At 36.2% G+C, this 19,795-nt stretch carries 21 protein-coding genes; 13 read left to right on the forward strand and 8 right to left on the reverse strand.

Annotated features, from left to right (window positions below; translation table 11 throughout):
• The first annotated feature begins 101 nt into the window (after positions 1-101).
• On the forward strand, positions 102-821 hold the full coding sequence (locus ACT3RM_RS02340; RefSeq protein WP_441833792.1) for an SIMPL domain-containing protein: 720 nt from the start codon (positions 102-104) through the stop codon (positions 819-821).
• Positions 822-841: 20 nt separating this feature from the next.
• Here ACT3RM_RS02340 and ACT3RM_RS02345 read toward each other — a convergent pair whose 3' ends face one another.
• Positions 842-2,188 (reverse strand): DUF2254 domain-containing protein, encoded by a 1,347-nt coding sequence (locus ACT3RM_RS02345; protein WP_441833793.1) that lies wholly within the window; start codon positions 2,186-2,188, stop codon positions 842-844.
• 123 nt (positions 2,189-2,311) lie between these two features.
• On the opposite strand from ACT3RM_RS02345, the gene ACT3RM_RS02350 reads away from it, so the two are divergent.
• Genes ACT3RM_RS02350 through ACT3RM_RS02360 form a run of 3 tightly spaced genes read left to right on the forward strand, consistent with a single transcriptional unit; the run spans position 2,312 to position 3,986 of the window.
• Complete coding sequence (locus ACT3RM_RS02350; protein WP_441833794.1) at positions 2,312-2,686, forward strand: MAPEG family protein; 375 nt, start codon at positions 2,312-2,314, stop codon at positions 2,684-2,686.
• Between the two features lie 40 nt (positions 2,687-2,726).
• Positions 2,727-3,365 carry a sulfotransferase gene (locus tag ACT3RM_RS02355; protein ID WP_441833795.1) on the forward strand — a complete coding sequence of 213 codons (639 nt, stop codon included), beginning with the start codon at positions 2,727-2,729 and terminating at the stop codon, positions 3,363-3,365.
• A 48-nt stretch (positions 3,366-3,413) separates the two neighbouring features.
• On the forward strand, positions 3,414-3,986 hold the full coding sequence (locus ACT3RM_RS02360) for a tRNA-(ms[2]io[6]A)-hydroxylase (RefSeq protein ID WP_441833796.1): 573 nt from the start codon (positions 3,414-3,416) through the stop codon (positions 3,984-3,986).
• Positions 3,987-4,142: 156 nt separating this feature from the next.
• On the opposite strand, the gene ACT3RM_RS02365 is transcribed toward ACT3RM_RS02360, so the two are convergent.
• The 3 genes from ACT3RM_RS02365 to ACT3RM_RS02375 form a co-directional block, all read right to left on the reverse strand.
• The gene (locus tag ACT3RM_RS02365) at positions 4,143-4,871 is read right to left on the reverse strand and encodes a metallophosphoesterase (protein WP_441833797.1); all 729 of its coding nucleotides are present in this window, start codon (positions 4,869-4,871) and stop codon (positions 4,143-4,145) included.
• Positions 4,872-5,160: 289 nt separating this feature from the next.
• On the reverse strand, positions 5,161-6,120 hold the full coding sequence (locus ACT3RM_RS02370; RefSeq protein WP_441836426.1) for a sugar-binding transcriptional regulator: 960 nt from the start codon (positions 6,118-6,120) through the stop codon (positions 5,161-5,163).
• A 240-nt stretch (positions 6,121-6,360) separates the two neighbouring features.
• Positions 6,361-7,689, reverse strand: coding sequence for a hypothetical protein (locus ACT3RM_RS02375; protein ID WP_441836425.1), 1,329 nt, complete (start codon positions 7,687-7,689; stop codon positions 6,361-6,363).
• A 487-nt stretch (positions 7,690-8,176) separates the two neighbouring features.
• On the opposite strand from ACT3RM_RS02375, the gene ACT3RM_RS02380 reads away from it, so the two are divergent.
• Genes ACT3RM_RS02380 through ACT3RM_RS02400 form a run of 5 tightly spaced genes read left to right on the forward strand, consistent with a single transcriptional unit; the run spans position 8,177 to position 13,836 of the window.
• On the forward strand, positions 8,177-8,557 hold the full coding sequence (locus ACT3RM_RS02380) for a response regulator (protein WP_441836424.1): 381 nt from the start codon (positions 8,177-8,179) through the stop codon (positions 8,555-8,557).
• A 29-nt stretch (positions 8,558-8,586) separates the two neighbouring features.
• Positions 8,587-9,492 carry an AAA family ATPase gene (locus tag ACT3RM_RS02385; RefSeq protein ID WP_441836423.1) on the forward strand — a complete coding sequence of 302 codons (906 nt, stop codon included), beginning with the start codon at positions 8,587-8,589 and terminating at the stop codon, positions 9,490-9,492.
• Between the two features lie 3 nt (positions 9,493-9,495).
• A complete protein-coding gene (locus ACT3RM_RS02390; RefSeq protein WP_441836422.1) occupies positions 9,496-10,515 on the forward strand; it encodes a DUF58 domain-containing protein in 1,020 nt (339 codons plus the stop codon).
• Complete coding sequence (locus tag ACT3RM_RS02395; protein ID WP_441993578.1) at positions 10,499-12,517, forward strand: transglutaminase family protein; 2,019 nt, start codon at positions 10,499-10,501, stop codon at positions 12,515-12,517. Before ACT3RM_RS02390 ends, ACT3RM_RS02395 begins: the two co-directional genes overlap by 17 nt.
• On the forward strand, positions 12,514-13,836 hold the full coding sequence (locus tag ACT3RM_RS02400) for a Na+/H+ antiporter family protein (RefSeq protein ID WP_441834754.1): 1,323 nt from the start codon (positions 12,514-12,516) through the stop codon (positions 13,834-13,836). The genes ACT3RM_RS02395 and ACT3RM_RS02400 overlap by 4 nt, the downstream gene beginning before the upstream one ends.
• 216 nt (positions 13,837-14,052) lie before the next feature.
• Here the strand turns inward: ACT3RM_RS02400 and ACT3RM_RS02405 are convergent, their stop codons facing one another.
• Genes ACT3RM_RS02405 through ACT3RM_RS02415 form a run of 3 tightly spaced genes read right to left on the reverse strand, consistent with a single transcriptional unit; the run spans position 14,053 to position 16,160 of the window.
• A complete protein-coding gene (locus tag ACT3RM_RS02405; RefSeq protein WP_441834755.1) occupies positions 14,053-14,490 on the reverse strand; it encodes an acyl-CoA thioesterase in 438 nt (145 codons plus the stop codon).
• Positions 14,477-15,313, reverse strand: coding sequence for a M23 family metallopeptidase (locus tag ACT3RM_RS02410; RefSeq protein WP_441834756.1), 837 nt, complete (start codon positions 15,311-15,313; stop codon positions 14,477-14,479). The genes ACT3RM_RS02405 and ACT3RM_RS02410 overlap by 14 nt, the downstream gene beginning before the upstream one ends.
• On the reverse strand, positions 15,306-16,160 hold the full coding sequence (locus tag ACT3RM_RS02415) for a 6-carboxytetrahydropterin synthase (RefSeq protein WP_441834757.1): 855 nt from the start codon (positions 16,158-16,160) through the stop codon (positions 15,306-15,308). Before ACT3RM_RS02415 ends, ACT3RM_RS02410 begins: the two co-directional genes overlap by 8 nt.
• Before the next feature lie 203 nt (positions 16,161-16,363).
• Between ACT3RM_RS02415 and fabA the strand changes: the two genes are divergently transcribed.
• A complete protein-coding gene (gene fabA, locus ACT3RM_RS02420) occupies positions 16,364-16,879 on the forward strand; it encodes a bifunctional 3-hydroxydecanoyl-ACP dehydratase/trans-2-decenoyl-ACP isomerase (protein WP_441834779.1) in 516 nt (171 codons plus the stop codon).
• A 75-nt stretch (positions 16,880-16,954) separates the two neighbouring features.
• On the opposite strand, the gene rmf is transcribed toward fabA, so the two are convergent.
• A complete protein-coding gene (rmf, locus tag ACT3RM_RS02425) occupies positions 16,955-17,125 on the reverse strand; it encodes a ribosome modulation factor (protein ID WP_441834758.1) in 171 nt (56 codons plus the stop codon).
• A 438-nt stretch (positions 17,126-17,563) separates the two neighbouring features.
• Here rmf and acuR point away from each other — a divergent pair, with 438 nt between their 5' ends.
• The 3 genes from acuR to ACT3RM_RS02440 all read left to right on the forward strand — a co-directional run bounded on the left by acuR (position 17,564) and on the right by ACT3RM_RS02440 (position 19,782).
• Positions 17,564-18,199 carry an acrylate utilization transcriptional regulator AcuR gene (acuR, locus tag ACT3RM_RS02430; protein WP_441834759.1) on the forward strand — a complete coding sequence of 212 codons (636 nt, stop codon included), beginning with the start codon at positions 17,564-17,566 and terminating at the stop codon, positions 18,197-18,199.
• Positions 18,200-18,247: 48 nt separating this feature from the next.
• Positions 18,248-19,243 (forward strand): acrylyl-CoA reductase (NADPH), encoded by a 996-nt coding sequence (gene acuI / locus ACT3RM_RS02435; RefSeq protein WP_441834760.1) that lies wholly within the window; start codon positions 18,248-18,250, stop codon positions 19,241-19,243.
• A 122-nt stretch (positions 19,244-19,365) separates the two neighbouring features.
• Positions 19,366-19,782 carry a VF530 family DNA-binding protein gene (locus tag ACT3RM_RS02440; protein WP_441834761.1) on the forward strand — a complete coding sequence of 139 codons (417 nt, stop codon included), beginning with the start codon at positions 19,366-19,368 and terminating at the stop codon, positions 19,780-19,782.
• The last annotated feature ends 13 nt before the right edge of the window (positions 19,783-19,795 follow it).

The following is a 19,795-nucleotide window of genomic DNA, read 5'->3' on the forward strand; positions in this document are numbered from 1 at the left end:
GTTTATATAGTTAATAAATTGTTCATTGCGAATTAACCCGCTAAGGTGTTTACTATGGCCTAGCAATAGAAATTATTATGGATTCAAGAAGGAATTAATTAATGCGTACTTTATCGATGACAATACTAGCATCTACAATGACTTTTAATAGTTTTGCGGCAAGTACACCGGATGCTCCACATCTTTATATACAGGGACAAGCTTCTGTTACTACCGTACCTGATAATGTTCGGCTAAGAGTTGCTATTGTCGAAGTAGATAAAAATTTAATGGCTGCAAAACAAAAAGCAGATCAAACCATGGCCAAAGCCATAAAAATTGCTAAACAAACCGGCGTAGATAAAAAAGGGATTAACGCAGCGCAAATCCAAATAAACCGAGACACGCAATATAATAGTAAAATGGGAACGCAAGACTTTAACGGATACAGAGTGGGGCGCAGTTTAACATTTACTCTTAACGAGGTTGATAAGTACCCACAACTATTACAAAATTTAGTGGATGCAGGCATTAATGAAATACAGCAAACCCAGTTTACCTCAAGTCGTGAAGTAGCCTTACAAAAACAAGTTCAAAAAATGGCGATTGCTGATGCTAAAAAAGCCGCAGAAGAGTTAGCTGATGACTATGATGTGGAGTTAAAAGGGCTATATAGCGTATCATCTAGCCCATTGAATTCAGGAGCGCAGCCTTATATGCGCGCTGAAAAAACGATGCTGCAAGACACTGCCAGTGGTGGATTCGTACCTGACGCGTATCATGCAGGTGAAATAAATATTACTGCATCAAGTTATGCTATTTATCTAATTGAAGATAAATAGTTACACGTTGATTTTAGAATTTAGCTGTTAAACCGAGCAGCTAATTTCTCTCCCTTTTCAGGACTGATGCGCGAGATAGACTTGAGCATGTTATTTACCTGATTACGGTCATACTCATTAGTAATATGCTCATTAATATCATCAACAATGGCATTCAGATAAATAAATAGGCTGGCATTCGCTGATTGATATTTATGCGACGTGAAAAGAATGTTTTTAAAGGCCTCTAATATATTAGTCATTACATAGGCATCACTTTTAGAATAATTTCTAAGGGGGGTAAAGTTATCATTAAGCAGTTCATCAAATGATGTTTCATGAAAGTATAAAAGAGGTACACCATTCTCACTATTTCTAAGTGAGTAATTAACATCTTTAATATCTAGCCGTATAATTAGTAAAATGCTCAGCATATCAATAGCTTTAACAGCTGTCCCTGGATCGTTAATACCTGGGCTCATGGCCTTGACTGCAATTTCTGAAATTTGCGTTAAGCCATAGCGATAGTGATCGCTTATGTATTCTTCAATATAAAAAATAAAACAACCTAATACTTGTTCTATAAGCTCTTTATTATCGGTGATGTCTTTATCGCATTTTAAAAAGGGATAACCTTCTACGGTAAAGAAACCCTGCTTGATGGTTACATAAGCATTTAAATTATTCTCTGCTAAAAGTGAAGTGAGCTTTTCGGTGTGCACGCCTTTAAAATAACCCTCAGTGTTACTGGTAATAGAATGCCATGAATCAAAGTCAGGAAATTCATTTATGCTATGTTCATCTTGGCGCTGGACACTAGCGACCATTTCAAGTTTAGTATGTTTGTACAAGTCATTTAAAACATTATCAGCTTGGATAGACCGAGAAATAGAATGTATAAAAAATACAAAAAGTGCCAACGAAATTAAACCAAAAACCAGCGCAAAAAATACGCCTAATGAAGGTACCGCTGTACTACCGTCGGCAAGCTTATTAATATTGATCAGCATAATAATTGAATAAATAATACTGCCAAGATAAAACCCCAGCACCATTTGATGTGATTTACGAGTAATAAGACCAGGGATAACCCGAGGGGATAATGACGCGCTGGCACTATTGAGTACAATCATTACCATTGAAAAGCTAAACACCGTTAACGAAATGATACTGCCAGCTAAAGTACTTAAAATGGTACGTGCATTTTCTTCGCTATCAACTAGTATGACGTTTATTGATTCTTTAAATTTTTGTACAAAGCCAATGTATTCTACAGACATAGTTAAAACTGCAAATAATAAAAAGAATACAGAGATCAATGAGGGGTAAAAACCAATACTACTAATTAAATCTCGATATTTATTAGCAATTTTTCTAGGTGCGAACATAAAAATCCTTAAACAAGGTTAGACTTTAAGTTCAATCTAGTCATAATAGCGCTGAACTTGAGTTGTTTTTAGCGTAGCAATAAAATGGCTTATTAGTCTAACAAATAATAAATTGGAATTAATGTGATCGTTTCTTTATATGCTGCAATACTGGCCATAATGTATATACAATTAAGTTTTAGAGTTGTTAAAGTACGTAAAGCACAACAAATATCATTAGGTGATGGTGATGACCCTGAGTTAATTATGGCAATACGCACCCATGGGAATTTTATTGAATATGTGCCATTCGCTTTAATACTCTTGTTTTTGGTTGAATATCAAGGAGTAGGGAGCCACTATTGTTACATACTTGGCTTTTTATTAGTCATTGGCAGAGTTTGTCATAGTTATGCATTACCTGAAAACTCTCTAAAAATACGCGCTATTGGCATGGTGCTAACATTTTCTGTGTTTATTCTCAGCGCATTTTTACTGCTGCTTACAAGTTTTTTTTAGAGAAAGTCATTTTGTTTTAGCCATAAATAAGTAAACATTAATGAGTAACAAAATTTTTATAATTGGCTTACCAAGAACAGGTACAACCAGTGTTTGTAATAGCTTTTTAGAGCTTGGTTACACTACGGCACATACTGCATATACTAAAAAGACACTAACACAAGCAAAGGTTATTGCTGACACACCTATATTTAGTGAATATCAGCTGCTTGACAAGCAGTTTAGCGGCGCCCAATTTATCAACTTAACTCGGGAGCTTTCGTTATGGGTTCCGTCAATTAGACAACTCTTAACCCGTATGTATACTAACTTAACACGCCCAGATGGCGGTTTTAATATTCATATAAAACGTTGTTATATGTCTACATTTGAAAATATTAATCTCGATAAAATTAACTCTGATACGTATTTAACAGATTGCTATTACAAGCACCAAGATACCGTAATGAATTACTTTAAACAGCGCAGTAGTGATTTATTAAACATTGATATCGCAAAAGCAGACAGTGGCCCCAAACTACAAGCTTTTATCAATAACGGACTACCGATTAATTTTACTAAAATGAATGTTGCTGGCAAAGTAACCGCTTGGAATGATCTAAAGCATCCTAGTAAAATATCCTCAACCAGAAATGGTAAAATTGATAAATCACTAGGCTATGACCACAAGATTTTATAATGCAAATATTGTAGAATCTAGTTATAGATTTTAAAAATAGTTGTATCCATGTTTGAACTAAAATATCACACGCCTTTCTCGTGGACAGAAACCGTAATGGCTGACTTCAGTGCATTTTTACAAGATCATGCCGCGGCTGAAAAAAAAGCTGCAGGCATGGCAATGTCGATGCTTTCTCATTACCCCGATCGCCTAAAGTTAGTTAAATCAATGACAGATTTAGCACTTGAAGAAATGATTCACTTTAAACAAGTATTAAAACTATTAATAGACCGAGGAGTAAACCTTGGCAACGACCAAAAAGACCCATACGTAAAACAAATCCGTGGCTTATTTAGAAATGGCCGTGATGAGTTTCTAATGGATCGACTTTTAGTTGCTGGTGTTATAGAGGCTAGGGGACATGAACGTTTTTCTCTTGTAGCTGAAGCACTACCAGATGGGAAAGAAAAAGAGTTTTATATAGCCATCGCCAAATCAGAAGAAAAACATAAAAACCTTTTTGTAGAGCTTGCATACGAGTACTTCTCTAAAAATGAAGTTGATATACGTTTAGAAGAAATTTTAATTGCGGAAGCAAAAATCTGTGAAAGCATTCCATTTACGTCAGCGCTTCACTAAATTTTTTATAAAAAGCCCCAGTAATTATACTTAAGATTATTTATCTGCTGGAAGATAGATAAGCTTGAGTATATAAAATTAAGGTATTTACTTAATAGTTAATTATTTACTTGAAAAAATTGGTGAACAACTTAATAAACATATAGAAAAAAACTTTCAACAATAGCTAAGCTCCCTTAAAGGCGTTGCTTTAAAGTAATTTATTAGCTCTGAAAGTTCTACGATAGTAGGGCGCCCGGCTTTGTAATTTGTATCTATATGGTAAGTATTAAAGATCCAAAAAGGTTTTTTTGTGGCATTATGGCCGTGAATTGAAAATAAAACGCCGCGATTACTAAAAATTTTATCTTGTTTTACAACTTCCCGATCCCATAGTAACTCGCTTACAAGCTTTTTCTTATCACTATTTAAATCACTCCAATCCCATTGCTGACCTAGAGTATGTGACAAGCCAATTTTCTCACCTTGATAATCAAGCAAAATAGACAGCGGGTAAGATACTAACTTTTCACATGCCGTTCGCAATGTTTGCTTATCAACATTAAGGTGCCAATTACCACCATTTTTAGTCCAAAGTGCGTGCGCTTTTTTATCATTAGCAATTATTGATTCAAGCATCATATGTTCATGGTTCCCAAGCACCATATGTACGCCAAGGGTCGAAAAAGTATTGAGTAGTTTTAAGCTGTCATTACCACGGTCAATAACATCACCAAGAGAAATTAAAACATCTTTTTCTTTATTAAAGTTTACCGACTTAAGTGCATAGTGAAACTTTGCTAAATCTGCATCTAAATCACCAATAACAAATATGCGTTTATCAGCATTAATATGAAGAGACTGTTGAGTTGGTGATTTCAAAATTGCGTTAGCACTAATGCGCATCAAAATAAAAGACTCCAAATGAACTGAACAATTTATATTAACATTGGTTTAATGTAATTTCTAAACCCTTATAAAAAAACTGACACGAAGTTGGGTTAGTAGAGGCTTATAAACAAGGTAATGACAACATTAAAACGAGATCTTTATCTTATTTAACATAATATAAATTATGGGCTATTAGTTAACTAACGAAACTTAAGCATTTCTTGATACCACTAAGTCCAATACTAGACGGTATCGGACATAAAGTAATTTTAAAACTTTATTAAAAAACACTATGGTTATTTGGTTAATCAACACTGAGTAAACGCTCAGCTGTATATTCGTTAGTAATTAAGCCGCTTATCATGTTTGACCTTACTGCACCTAAAATGGCTAACACTTTTTCTTCGCCAGCAGCTATCGCATAAATCTGTTTATTAGCGTTTGTTTTTAAAGGCGTACTAGCTACACGTTGATTAACATTACAATCTAAAAGATTACCGTTTTTATCAAATACCCAACTAATCATTTCACCTACGCCACCCAAACTTTGTAACTGTTTAAGCTCTTGTGCATCAATAAAACCATCTATGTGTAATGGCGATTTTTCACCTAAGCTACCAATACCAACAAATGTAACATCTGCATCTCTAGCGAGTTTTAAGTTCCCGGTAATATTTTGTTGTGCATGTAATTGCTCTTTCTCTTCAATACTTCTTGGTAAGACTGGTAATGGCATTGGGTAATGTTTTGCATTGGTGTGCCCGGCCATTCTTACAACAACATCATAAGGTGAAGCAGATCCGTCCAATGCCATATTGCCTAACATAGCTACGATTTTATGTTGTGGACAATCAACAATTCTGAGCTCATTTACACACGCACGTAACACTCGACCAGTTCCCATAGCAAGTACTTTGGGTCGCTCAGATTTTAAGTGCCGCTCTATTTCTGCTGCACCAGCTTGTGCCAAACCTAAAGTAGATGAAGGTTCAGATGGATCACTAGGCACAACTTCACACGAATCTAAGCCAAAACGGCTTTTTAATTTTTCTGCTAAATCCATACATTTAGCAATTGGGTGATCGAGCCTAACTTTAATTAAACTTTGGCTAACTGATAATGCGACCATTCTTTGTGCTGACTGGCGAGAAACATTGAGTTTTTTAGCTATTTCATCTTGTGTGTTACCGCCAACATAATATAACCACCCTGCTCTAGCTGCATCATCGAGCTTCCTAATTTCTGTATTTGATAGCTTAATCACGTAAACCTCTTAAATTAGAAGGATAAGTAAACCCTGATTTTTAATTTTAATTGTATGTGTTGCTATATAAAATTTATATATAACAACAAATATACCTTTTTTTAATAAAAACAACGAGGTTTCATAGTATTATGAAATCATAACTTGAGTAATAGCACCCTTAAATTGCTTACAAAGGTGCTATTTTGGTCGCTACTGTAACCATTTTGGATTAATAAATATAGCTATTCGACTAATGATTCAAAATTTAACTGAGATTTCCGAAGTGAAGCCATCAAACCCTTTACCGATTTGTCCGCCAGAGTTAATGCCTTCTTTTTGATTAACATACTCAACTTTTAGAAGCGTTTTATCATTAAACCAGTAGCCAGTGGCTACTTGAATGCGCTCTACTGTATTGTCTGTGTGGTCAATTAAGTCTGAGGTGTTTTCGGCTTCAGCATAGCGAGCTGCTATGTATAACTTTTTAGGGATTAGATATTGCTGCGCTTCAAAAACGAAGTACTCTACTGATGTGTCACCTTCAATTACACTATTTGAATCAAAAGTAGTGCCATTTTCGTCAGCTATCCCGTTTGTACCAAAATATGTAATACCCGCAACTGCATTACCAGCAGCATCAGCAAACGTGTAATCATCAGATGATTTACCAAGCATAAAAATTAAGCTCGTTTGGTCAGATGGTTGATAAGCTAAATTCAGCTGAATGATTGATTGCTCAAGTCCAGGCATTACTCCAACGTGGGTATCTCTTTCGTTTGAAGGTGATGCTGAAAAATTATAGTTTTCACCATCGCCAAAGCGATAGTTTGTTGTTGTCACCCCATCAAGACTAGCTACCCCATTTTCAAAGCGTAATTGATCGCCTTGGTTCGCTTTTAATAAGTTTAAACCCGCTTTAAAGCCACCTTGAAACTCTAGGGTACCTTGAAGTCGGTAGTTATAACCGCGACCATCTTGAAAAGCTTCACCAAAACTAGACGTTGTAATATGGCCTGTTACATTATAAGCACGGACTACACCGCTATTTAATGTTTCGCTATAACTTAACTGGGCACCATTTTCTGCTGTTGAATAATCTGTAATACCATTACCAATAAGTGCATTACCTTGGTTATCTGCGCCGTCCTGAAAACCTTTAAATTGAAAAGGTGATCCGCCAATGTTACCTAAACGCAGTGTTAAGTTTGCATTATCTTTTGGTGTTCCATAAAGGCCTAGTAAGTCAAATTCAATACCAGCAAAATCGTTGTGGAATGAAAAATCCTGGCCTTCACCACCAAAATCATTAGGCTCTTCTGCAATGTCTATATCAGCAGTAATAAACTCATTAATATGAAATTTAAGCATAAGATTTGCTCTAATGCGGCCAAATCCAGATTCTTGCTCTTCGTCTTCTGGGCGAAATGCGCCTCCTTTTGCCTGAATTGACTGAAAGTTTTGCATTAACAAGAAATCTAGCTCAACGCGATCTAGGTACTCAGAGATATCAGCATGTGCAGGCGTTGATGTAGCCATAGCTAGTGCTATGAACGAGATTGCAAAGTTAGTCTTTTTATCATTAAACATAATAAACTCTATATTTTGTGTGGTGTGTTGATCCCAACTTTATTAAATCGCATTTTTACTTGATAAAATTGGTATTAATTTAGTGTGTATAGATAAGTCGATCCGAGCAAAAACCCGTAAATCCAATCAAAAACAAAGTTAAGGGCATAAGCTCATCTCGTGAGCATAATCACAGAGTCAATTTGGAAGGTCAATTGTTTTTTATTACAATAAATTTACAAGGTTGAATCTTTCACGTAAATATATTTTGAATCAATAGGTTAAGTAATAACTTTTAACACACAAATTAGAGAGTAATAAGTTACTGGATTCACTTAATTATATTAAATAAGTCATTCTTTTAAATACAACCTACAAAATTGCAAATTTATAACGGGTAATAAAGAGGTTATTTATTAGTGATTTTTAAGTAACGTTCTTGAGCTTATCTATTGCTTAGCTTAATATTAAAAGCATATTTAGCTGTTTGAAATAAGAAGTAAACGATATGGAATTTGTGCGCCCGCTAGAACCTATTTTAATAATTGATGATGTTAAAGATATTCGCGATTATTTAAATCAAATTTTAACCGAGCTCGGGTTTGAAAATATTCTTGAAAGCCCCGACTTTCAGTCAGCGAAAAAACTAATCGAAACTAAGTCACCTAACGTTATATTTTTAGATATTGAAATGCCAGATACCGAAGGCACCGAAATATTAGAATACATTAACGATCATTACCCTAAAATTCATGTTGTTATGTGCTCTGGTCATAATAGTCTTGAAAACGTACAAAACACCTGGGAGCTAGGTGCTAAAGGGTTTATAGCTAAACCATTTAATGCTAAAAAAGTTGATACAGTAATGAAACGGCTTGAACTTGTTTAACCACCCATTCCAATGTCTTTAAGGCTTATATGCAACGAACAATTACTGCAATAATAGATGATTTATCTACAGTTATTTATGGAAAACAAAAACAAATAAAATTAGCTCTTAGTTGCTTATTTAGCCAAGGACACTTATTAATTGAAGACTTACCCGGTATGGGTAAAACTACGCTATCTCATGCTTTAGCGACAGTGTTAGGCTTATCGTATCAACGAGTGCAATTTACCAGTGATTTATTACCCGCTGATATTTTAGGTTCAAGTATTTTTAATGCCAGTAATCACCAATTCACTTTTCATAAAGGCCCGATATTTAGTCAAGTTGTGCTTGCAGATGAAATAAATCGAGCGGGGCCTAAAACACAAAGCGCATTACTTGAGGCTATGGAAGAAAACCAAGTGACAATGGATGGCGATATCTACCCCCTGCCAAGCCCTTTCTTTGTTCTCGCTACACAAAACCCATCAAGTCAATCAGGAACTTACCCATTACCTGAGTCACAGTTAGATCGTTTTTTCATGCGTATTAGTTTGGGCTACCCACCCAAAGAAGCTGAGCAAAAGTTGATCTTAGGTGTAAACGATCGTAATTATGAAAAATTACCCGTGCGTATCAACCCGACTCAATTGGTTGATATACAAAATGAAATTAAAAACGTTATGATTACAGCGCCGGTCGTTGATTATATTTTAGCCCTAGTTGCTAAAACTCGAGTGGAAGGACATTATGCAAACTCTTTATCACCTCGCGCTAGTATTGCTTTAGGGAAAGCATCTCAAGCATGGGCTTTTATAGAGGGTCGTGATTTTACGACACCTGAAGATGTTCAAGCTATTTTTGCAAGTGTCACAGAACACAGGTTAGGTCTACAACACGAAGGGCGCGAGCAACAAATAGCACAACTGTTAAACTCAGTAACTGTACCGCTGTAATATATGAATACAAACATAGTTAGCTCCTCTGCTTTTTTTGATGCTGTTAAATCACGTTTAACTGAGTTATTACTAAAAAACAACCACCACACAAAACATCTAATTTTAAAGCACAATACTACCTATATTTTCCCTTCTAAAGCGGGCTTAGGCTTTTTATGCGTCACATTGCTTAATTTCATTCTCGGTATTAACTATCAAAATAACCTTGTTTTAGTGATGGCGTATTTGATGTTAGTGGTTATGATTTTTTCGTTTTTAACAGCTTACAGCAATGCACAAGGATTACAGGTTAAATACCAAAATTTTTCTGCTAGTTACTCGCCGGCCTCACCATTTTTGAACTTACAGCTAAAAGCAGCCTCATCAAGTCAAGCGTTTTCATTTATATACGATAATATAACAGTAGCGACTATTGATGAAATAACCACTGAACCTAAAGTTTTACAACTACCTCTGCCAATCAGTAAGCGCGGAGAGTACAAACCGACTCTACTTAAAGTGCTAAGCCTGTACCCGTTTGGTTTAGTATCCGTTTGGAGTTACATGCAATTGAGTGAATCATTTTATGTTTACCCAAAAAAATTAAAGCCACAACATTTACCAGGCTCAACGAGCGACGCTCGCTCTGCATCAGTTGGCACGTATGAACAAACCAATGGTATTGATGAGTTTGACTCTTTAAAAGTACATCAAACAGGCATGAATATTAACCGGGTGTCTTGGAAACATTACGCTAAAACACAGCAACTAATGATCAAGGAGTTTATTAATTTGAATGAACAATCCACGCTTTATGACTTTAATCAACTCCAAGGGGATACTGAATCAAGGCTCAGCCAACTTAGCTTTCTTATTAGCGAAGGACGTGAACAAAAAAGTCGATTTAGTTTAGTGCTTGCAGACACCTACTTTTCTGCCCCCAATGATGATTTGACTATGGATCAACATTACACTGATTGTCTAAAAGCAATTAGTCGCTTTAATAAAACTACAGAGTCGCTTGATGCAAACAACGCATAAATCTATAAATAACTTAGGCACTATTAATGTTTGCCTTTGTATTATATATGCTTTTGTACTTTGCTTTTTAGTAAGTGAATTACCCATTATATTTAGCGTGTTACTAGCGTTGCTGTGTAGTTGGAACTTATTGATAACCCATTTTAATAAAAATAAGCCATCGCCATTACTGGCTAATTGCTTAGCCGGTGTTAGTTTATTAATACTGTTTTACTTTGTTGGGTTTAGCGATACCGTAACACTATTTGTAGCAATGTTAATCCTGTCGAGTTTGTTTAAACTATTACAAGCGACAACCAAAAAGCATTACCAAACTATTACTTTACTAAGTTTTTTTAGTCTTTCTACCGTTTATTTATTCTCACAAACCATCATAACCACACTTGTTATAAGTGTATTATATTTTTTAAATTTTGCTGTATTAGCATTAATAGAATCAGGGAAAAGCCTTCAGTTTGCTTCAAAACAAAGTGTAAAATTATTATTACTTTCGCTGCCTATTGCAGTTTTTTTATTACTATTTTTACCGAAATTGCCAGCGTTTTGGCAGTTGCCTGGACCGAAGCTAGCTAAAACGGGTTTATCCGAATCAGTCGATCCGTTTGCTATTGCTAAATTATCAAATTCAGATGAGTTGGTATTTAGGGCTAAACTTACGCAAACACCACTAAAGCCTCCTTATTATTGGCGTGCACTCATTCATGATGAATTTAATGGTCGCACTTGGGTAATATCGGACTTTTTAAAAAAGCGTCAGAAAAGTTGGCATTCAGTGGATGTTGACGAGCAAAGTCAGGTACAAAATAAAGGGGTAAGTTATCAAATATATGCTGAGCCGGCAGCCAAACCTTGGTTATTTGGCTTAGGGCTTGCTAAGTCTAATCACAAAGATATTAAAAATACCGCGCAAGGTTTATTACTACGTCAGCGTTATTTAAGTAATAGTATTAGTTATCAAGTACAAAGCCAACCGTTGAACAGTTCGAAGCTTACAGAAACCGAACGTTCAGAAAACCTAAAAATAAATTTAAAAACAAATAACCCACAAGCACAGCGCTTAGCTGCGTCTATTTATAAATCAAACTCTAAACCAGAGCAGTTTTATGATGCTTTATTTAAGCATTTTGCTAACAATGGTTTTAGTTATACGTTATCACCTGAACCTATGTTGGGAGAAAACACCATTGACCAATTTTTATTTGATAATAAACGCGGTTTTTGTGGCCATTATGCAAGCAGCGCAGCATTTATGTTTCGTTCTGTTGGCATCCCTGCCCGTGTTGTTTCGGGGTATTTAGGGGGTGAGTATAACCAGCAAGATGGCTATTTAAGCGTCTACCAATACGATGCGCATGCGTGGGTTGAAGTTTATATTGAAAAAAAAGGTTGGAAGATTTTTGATGCTACAGCTGTCGTATCACCTGAAAGATTAAACGGTTCTTTATCTGAACATCAACAATTAAATAATGAATTTAATAATAACCTTAACTTTGGCTTATTAAGGCTGAGCAATGTCGCGGCAATAAACTGGATACGGTTAAAGCTTGAAAACCTAGATTATCAATGGACAAGCTGGGTATTAGGATTTGATAAACAGCAACAGTCATCAATGCTAAAAGCATTGTTTGGTAATAAAGATCTCTGGAAGATATCAGTTGTTGTGCTTTTATGTGTTGCAGGGGTATTTGCAAGTTACTTTATTCATTTAAAGTGGTCAAAGAAGCCCAAAAGCCAATTACATACTCTAGGAAATGATTACTTAATTATAAAAGCACACGTAGAAAAACAAGGCTTTAAATTTTCTGAATCAATTACACCACTACAGTTTTGTAAGCAAGCAGGAAATTCTATTCCTGATGCTAAACCTTATTTTGATAAATTTGCTAAGCTTTATAGCGATATTCGTTATCAAGAAAAAATATTTACCGAAGAACGTAAAAATCACAGTAAATCTCTGGTAAAATTAATTAAAAGAACAACAAATACAAAGAAATCGTCATGAATGCAGTTTTGATTGGTGTAATATCAATGCTTGGGCTTACACTTGCGCGAGTAAATGTAATTGTCGCGATGACATTAAGTGCCATGGTTGCAGGTTTAGTTGCTGGTCTTAGCTTGTCAGAAACGATTGATGCATTTAACGCTGGGCTTTCAGGCGGTGCTGAAATAGCCTTAAGTTATGCCATGTTGGGGGCATTTGCAGTCGCAATCTCTAAATCGGGCTTAACCCGTATTTTAGCTGCAAAGTTATTAGAGAAAGTAGAAAATAGCTCTAATTGGGCTGAAACCTCATTAAGTTATTTAATTCTCGGGATTATTTTGCTTTGTGGTATTTCATCACAAAATATTATCCCTGTTCATATCGCCTTTATACCAATTCTGATCCCACCATTACTCGTTGTTTTCAACAAATTAAGATTGGACCGCAGAGCTATCGCTTGTGTGATGACATTTGGTTTAGCTACTTCATATATGGTCATACCCTATGGTTTTGGAGGAATGTACCTCTATAAAATATTACACAAAAACTTAGAGAAAAACGGCCTAGATATTATCACTACTCAAGTGCCTATTGCCATGGTTATCCCAGCTTGCGGAATGGTTATAGGGTTAATTATCGCGGTGTTTTTTAGCTATCGTAAAAAACGAGATTATACGCAAGATAACACTCAAGTTGATGCTGTAAAAGTCCGAGTAGAAAAACCAAAAAAAGTTTTAATTGTTGGCTTTGCCGCTGTAATAACATCCTTAATTGCCCAGACTATAAGTGAGTCTATGATATTAGGTGGCTTAGTTGGTGTTACGGTCTTTAGCTTATTGGGTGTTGTTAAGTGGGAACAAAATAGCGATGTCTTTAGTAAAGGTGTTGCTATGATGGCAATGATTGGCTTTATTATGATTTCGGCTAATGGTTTTTCATCAGTTATTGAAGCAACAGGCGATGTAAATAGTTTAGTAAAAAGCGCGGCCTCAATTATAGAAGGCAATCAACCGTTAGCTGCTGCGTTAATTTTATTAGTGGGTCTAATGATTACAATGGGTATTGGGAGCTCATTTTCAACGGTACCGATCATAGCAACTCTATTTGTACCTTTATGTTTAGAACTTAACTTCTCGATTATGGCAACGGCTGCACTTGTAGGTACAGCTGGTGCTTTAGGAGATGCTGGTTCTCCTGCTTCAGATTCAACGTTAGGACCAACCTCTGGTTTAAATGTTGACGGACAACATGATCATATTTGGGAAACAGTCGTTCCAACTTTTTTACACTTTAATATACCTTTGCTTATTTTCGGATGGATAGCTGCAATGGTTCTTTGATAAGAATGTACCGCATAAAATTACATACCATGTGCTAATGTTTGTTGTAGAGGTAAAATTATAAAAAGCATTAGCCACCCTCTTGGTAATCTATTAATAATTTATAATAATAGTTTAGATTAGTTATTACGATATCTAGTATGATGTGTTCTTTATGTGAAGTTAATAAGCACAATCGAGTGCTTATTAATTTACCCATTTTATTTATACTAACAATTAATCTTCAAAACCATTCTTCATTTTATCGCACACAACGGGTGTAGGTCTGTGGTTGTCATCAACTGCAACAAACGTAAAGCTTCCAGTTATAGCTGAATGTTGGTCATCTCTGTGCATTGCTTCTAAGAAAATTTCAACATCAACTTTTAAACTTGTATTACCGACATATACAACCTTAGAAACAAGCTCAGCAAATGTACCTACTGGGATTGCTTCTTTAAAGTCGACTCTGTCTGATGAAATAGTCACTAAAGGCTTACGACAAAAACGAGTCGCAGCAATAAAAGCAACCTCATCCATCCAGGCTAATGCATCTCCGCCAAATAAAGTGTTATGGTGATTTGTACGTCCGGGAAATACAGTTTTTGTAACTGAGGTTGTGGATTTTTTTATTCGTTCAGTGATGATTTCATCACGGGTTTTATCTGTTGTCATTATCTCTACTTTTCGTTTTTGCTAGGGTATCGATCATCATTAGACCTGGATCTAAACGTTCGTTCTTCCAGTTAAAGCGCCAATCAAGGTGCGGGCCAGTTACTCGGCCAGTAGCCCCAATTTCTGCAATTTTATCACCATGTGTAACCATCTCCCCTACCTTTACATTCAATTTACTCAAATGAATATAGGTTGAGGTAACACCATGACCATGATCTAAAATTAATGTACCGCCAGAATAATATAAGTCATTATCCGCAAATACTACATTACCACTAACGGGGGCATAAACGGGGCTGCCTGTTTTATTAGCTATGTCTAAACCAAAGTGCGGACGACGAGGCTTACCATTAAAATAACGCTGGCTACCATAAACACCTGAGATGCGCCCTTTTGCAGGCTTATAAACAGGGTCTAAAAAGTAAGTAAGGTCAGAGTCAACTTGACGTGCTTTTTTTACCGCAATGGCATCACGGGTGATCCGTTCGCTGACTTCTTTAGGTGGAGATACATATTTTTTAGCCACACCGGTTATTTTATCAATATCGTATTCACGCTTTGTAATAGTTAATTCTTTTTGCTGAGATTTACCGTTTTTATCAACCCAGCTTAAGGTATGAGTTAACTTTGCATCACGACCAAAACCAAATACAAATTGCCCAGCTTTAGATACTTTTAGTGGTTCATCGTTAAGTGACACTGAAGAGTCACCATCAACTGAGCCGACAACTAAACCGCCTTGGGTTAAATTGCCCTTAAGCTCAACGCTTTGGCTAGAAAAACTAAGTGCAGCTAAAATTGTTGCTGAAATCAATTTATGCATAGCAAATAGATCCTTTAGCGACACCTTCATAAGCGGTGATTTTCACTTCGCACTCAGGATTATCTTGTTTCACTTGTCCTGCCAAATAATTAGCAATACATTCTACCGTTGTATCACAAGGTAAAATATCACAGCGAGCTTCACTTATAGCCATCTCAAAATAACCTTGCTGTGCTGTATAGGCAAAACATACATCATTATTATTTGCAGTAATGTGTTTTAGCTTAGAGGCTTGAATTTGGTCTTCAGCTGTAGCTAAGTATATATCTTGCCACTTATCGGCCCACTCTTTTTGTAGCCTTGGCATTGACATACCATTTAAGCTAATACCAATTTGTGAGCGATGTCCATGTATAATGCGCTGACAATTACCATCGTGTTTTTTCAAGCCATGACTATAATGATAAAAAAAGCTTTTACTATGTTCAGGCTTTACTTCAATTTCTATTTTATCAATATTATCTGGCAATTGAGGGGTAATTGTAGCAATTAGAAAATCAATAACTGCAGCTTCATCAACCTGTGGCGCATCAATAAAACAATACGCTTGATTAGGTGCACTCATCGCTAAATGGTGCTTACCAAAATGACAATCAACAGTAGTATGATCTGCGTGCTTAACTACCTCACCATCAAAGGTATTTGGAATAGCCAACTTATGATCAATACACTCATCAATAATGCCCTTTATTTGCTTTTTAACAAGCCCAAAATCTAGTAGCATTGATTCATCATTTAATTTGCCATGCAATGTTAAGTCAACAATCCAGCTCTCGCCAACAGCGCCTCGCTTTGAACATAAGTAGGAAAAATCGATAACAGTAAGTGCGTTAACAAAAAGGATCATAAACTTCCTTTAAACTGGTTAAAATTCACGGTAATTATAATGATTTTTAAACAAAAAAGCGCGTGCAAATCACTTTATAGTTAACTTACAAAGTTAACTGGTGATTTTTCAGGCGAAATGTCTATTTTTTTAACTGCTCCGAGTTGTTTAGCGTACAAGTGTACGCTAAAGTACTAGGCAATTTCTAAGCGATGAAAAGTGTTATGGAACCTAAAAATAGTTATACAAAAGAAGATTTGATCCTATGTGGTCAAGGTGAAATGTTTGGTGAAGGCAACTGCCGTTTACCAATTGACAACATGCTAATGATGGACCGTATCGTTTCAATCACTGATGATGGTGGTGAATACGGTAAAGGTCAAATTGTTGCAGAGCTAGATATTAATCCAGACTTATGGTTTTTTGATTGCCACTTTAGAGGTGACCCGGTAATGCCTGGTTGCTTAGGGCTTGATGCTATGTGGCAATTAGTCGGCTTTTTCTTAGGTTGGTCTGGTGGTCCTGGTCTTGGACGTGCACTAGGTGTGGGTGAAGTAAAATTCACAGGCCAAATTCTACCTACGGCTAAAAAAGTAACTTACCGTCTTGAAATGAAGCGTGTAATCAAGCGTAAGTTATTCATGGGAATGGCTGATGGTATAGTCGAAGTCGATGGCCGAGTAATTTATGAAGCAAAAGATTTAAAAGTCGGTCTGTTTCAAGATACCAGCGCGTTTTAATATATAAACGCATAACAAAAACGCCCCAACATTATCGTTGGGGCGTTTTTGCTTAAATAAGAAGGGTTATAACCATTATATTTTGTATAAGTTTCGGTTATCAATGGCCTCTCGCCACCCACCTAACCATTCTGACTTCGGATCCACTTGTTGATACGGACAATGTTCTTTAGAACGTCCTGCTAAACCTGCTTTAAAGCCTTGAGAGTGAGCTCTTTCTAAACGATCTCTCTTCTGTCTCTTCATAGGTAAATCCTCACCTTTTATTGTATATTTGTAGTGCAAATCACATCTACATCTAATGAATAGTAAATAAAAGTGTTAATTTCAAACCACAAAAGCAATTAAAAAAATTGACTTTAACTAAGTTGCTGATGCAAAAATGAATTAACATTAAAAAAAGTAAAGTGGTCATACCTTAAAAAGGTGATGACCAAAAACGTTCAAAATAAATACGATTTAATAATCTAAAAATTGCATTTAACTGCAACATTTATGACCTAAGGCTTTAGCAAGAGTTCCTATAAAAATCGCAACAATGACAATTTCATTACACATTTAATCTAAGCTTCTGACTTTTTGAATTTATTTGTATTGAGTTAAAAGGCTGGTTAAAAAACAACTTGCAATAAAATACGATCGGTCTAATATAACAATGTGTTTTTAAACTTAATGGTTAAGGCAATGACTACAGTACCTGATATAACACCACGCAGAGGCAGGCCACCAAAGGTTGCTCGCAGTAATAGTGATACCCGCGCACTGCTGATTCAGACGGGAGTTGAAACATTCACTGAGTTTGGTTTTAGTGCTACAGGTATAGATACTGTTCTTAAGAAAGTCGGTGTTCCAAAAGGCTCTTTTTATCATTATTTTAAAAACAAAGAAGCTTTTGGCTTAGCTGTAATTGACGCATACGACGATTACTTTATAGCCAAGCTAAGTCGTTATCTCAAACAAGATAATATCCCTCCCTTGGAGCGCATTATTAACTTTACCCAAAGTGCAAGCGCTGGCATGAAGAAATACAACTTCAAACGTGGTTGTTTAGTGGGTAATTTAAATCAAGAGCTGAATCACTTAAGCAGTGAATTTAAAACCCGGTTATTAAAAAGCTATAGCTTATGGCAACTTGAAGTTAATCATTGCCTTCAGTTAGCTAAACAACAAAAAGCAATTGCTGATGATGTTGATACTCAAAAAATGAGTGAGTTCTTTTGGCTCGGTTGGGAAGGTGCAGTTATGCGGGCTAAGCTATTGAATAACGCTTCTCCACTTATTTTGTACACAGAAATGTTTTTACGTGCGCTGCTTAGGTAGTGCTTTTTTATTTATCAATTTAAAGACGATCGGTCTAAAAGGTGCGATATGAAGAATGTAACTAAAGCAATCATGGTCAACAAAGATGAAAATACCCCCTACTCGGCTTCGTATTGTGATGTTTCCACTACTGATATGCCAAGTAATGATGTTGATGTTGATGTACTTTACAGCTCTCTTAATTATAAAGATGCACTGGCAATAACTGGAAAAGGACCTGTTGTTCGTAGCTTCCCCATGATTCCAGGGATTGATTTAGTCGGTAAAGTGACTCACTCTGATAGTTCTGAGTTTTCTGTTAACCAGTACGTGTTACTAAATGGTTTTTCTGTTGGAGAAAAATATTGGGGCGGACTTGCACAAAAAGCGAGCTTAAAGAGCGATTGGTTGATCCCTTTACCAGAACAATTAACTCCAAAACATGCAATGCAAATTGGTACAGCTGGATACACCGCTATGTTAAGTATTATTGCCCTTGAAAAACAAGGAATAAAACCTGACTCTGGTGATATATTAGTCACAGGCGCTAGTGGTGGCGTTGGTAGTTTTGCAATATATCTACTTAATAAATTAGGCTATCGCGTAATCGCAGTAACAGGCAGATTAAAAGAGAAAGGCTATTTAAAACAGCTTGGCGCAAGTGATGTTCTATCAAGAGAGGACTTTTCCGTGCCCGGTAAACCACTTGCTAAAGAACGTTTCATTGGCGCAATAGACTCAGTAGGTAGTCATACTTTAGCGAATGTATGCGCCTCATTAAAATATGGCGGTGTTGTTACAGCTTGTGGCTTAGCACAAGGAATGGACTTCCCAGCTTCCGTAGCGCCTTTTATCTTACGTGGTATATCCTTAATAGGTATTGATAGTGTAATGCGTCCAAAACATGACCGCATTGAAGCATGGCAGCGTTTGGCACAACTTGTCGACAGCGATTATCTCGATACCATAAGTAAAGAAATTAGCCTTGAGCAAAGTATCGAACATGCCCAATACTTGCTCGCCGGCACTTTGCGAGGTCGCGTTGTAGTTAAGTGCAATGAATAGCATTTAAACATGTTGAGCTAATTGTTTGGTTCAAGAAAATATAGCCCTATTTAACTTAAACCTATTAAACAGGGCTAAAGCAATTTATACTTGCGCTTGTTTAAAGTAATCAGGGTGAAGCAATGAGTAACGAAAAAATTTTTGGAAATAATCCACTACAAGGTGTAAAGCTTGAACAGGTAGTGTCCGAGCTTGTTGACCAATACAGCTGGGAGTTGCTTTATGCTTATATGCAACTTAATTGTTTTAAGACTAACCCTGATTTAAAGTCGACAGTTAAATTTTTACGTAAAACACAATGGGCGCAAGACAAGGTTGAAAATTTTTATTTATATCGCTTAAAAAATCTACCCAAACCTGATGATGTGCAATACCAATTACCACCCCGCGATCGTGTTATACCAGAAGATCACAAACCCGGTGAGCCTTGTGAACTAAGCTTTAGTGATGCAAAACGAATTCAAGCTAAAAAAGAAGCGAAAGATCGTGCGCGTACACGCAAACAACGCTCTAATGCTAGCAACCCTTGGGGTAACTAAGCGCGTTTATGCG

Origin of the sequence: Pseudoalteromonas sp. AOP7-A1-14 (assembly GCF_052376275.1) — a bacterium.
GTDB lineage: Bacteria > Pseudomonadota > Gammaproteobacteria > Enterobacterales > Alteromonadaceae > Pseudoalteromonas.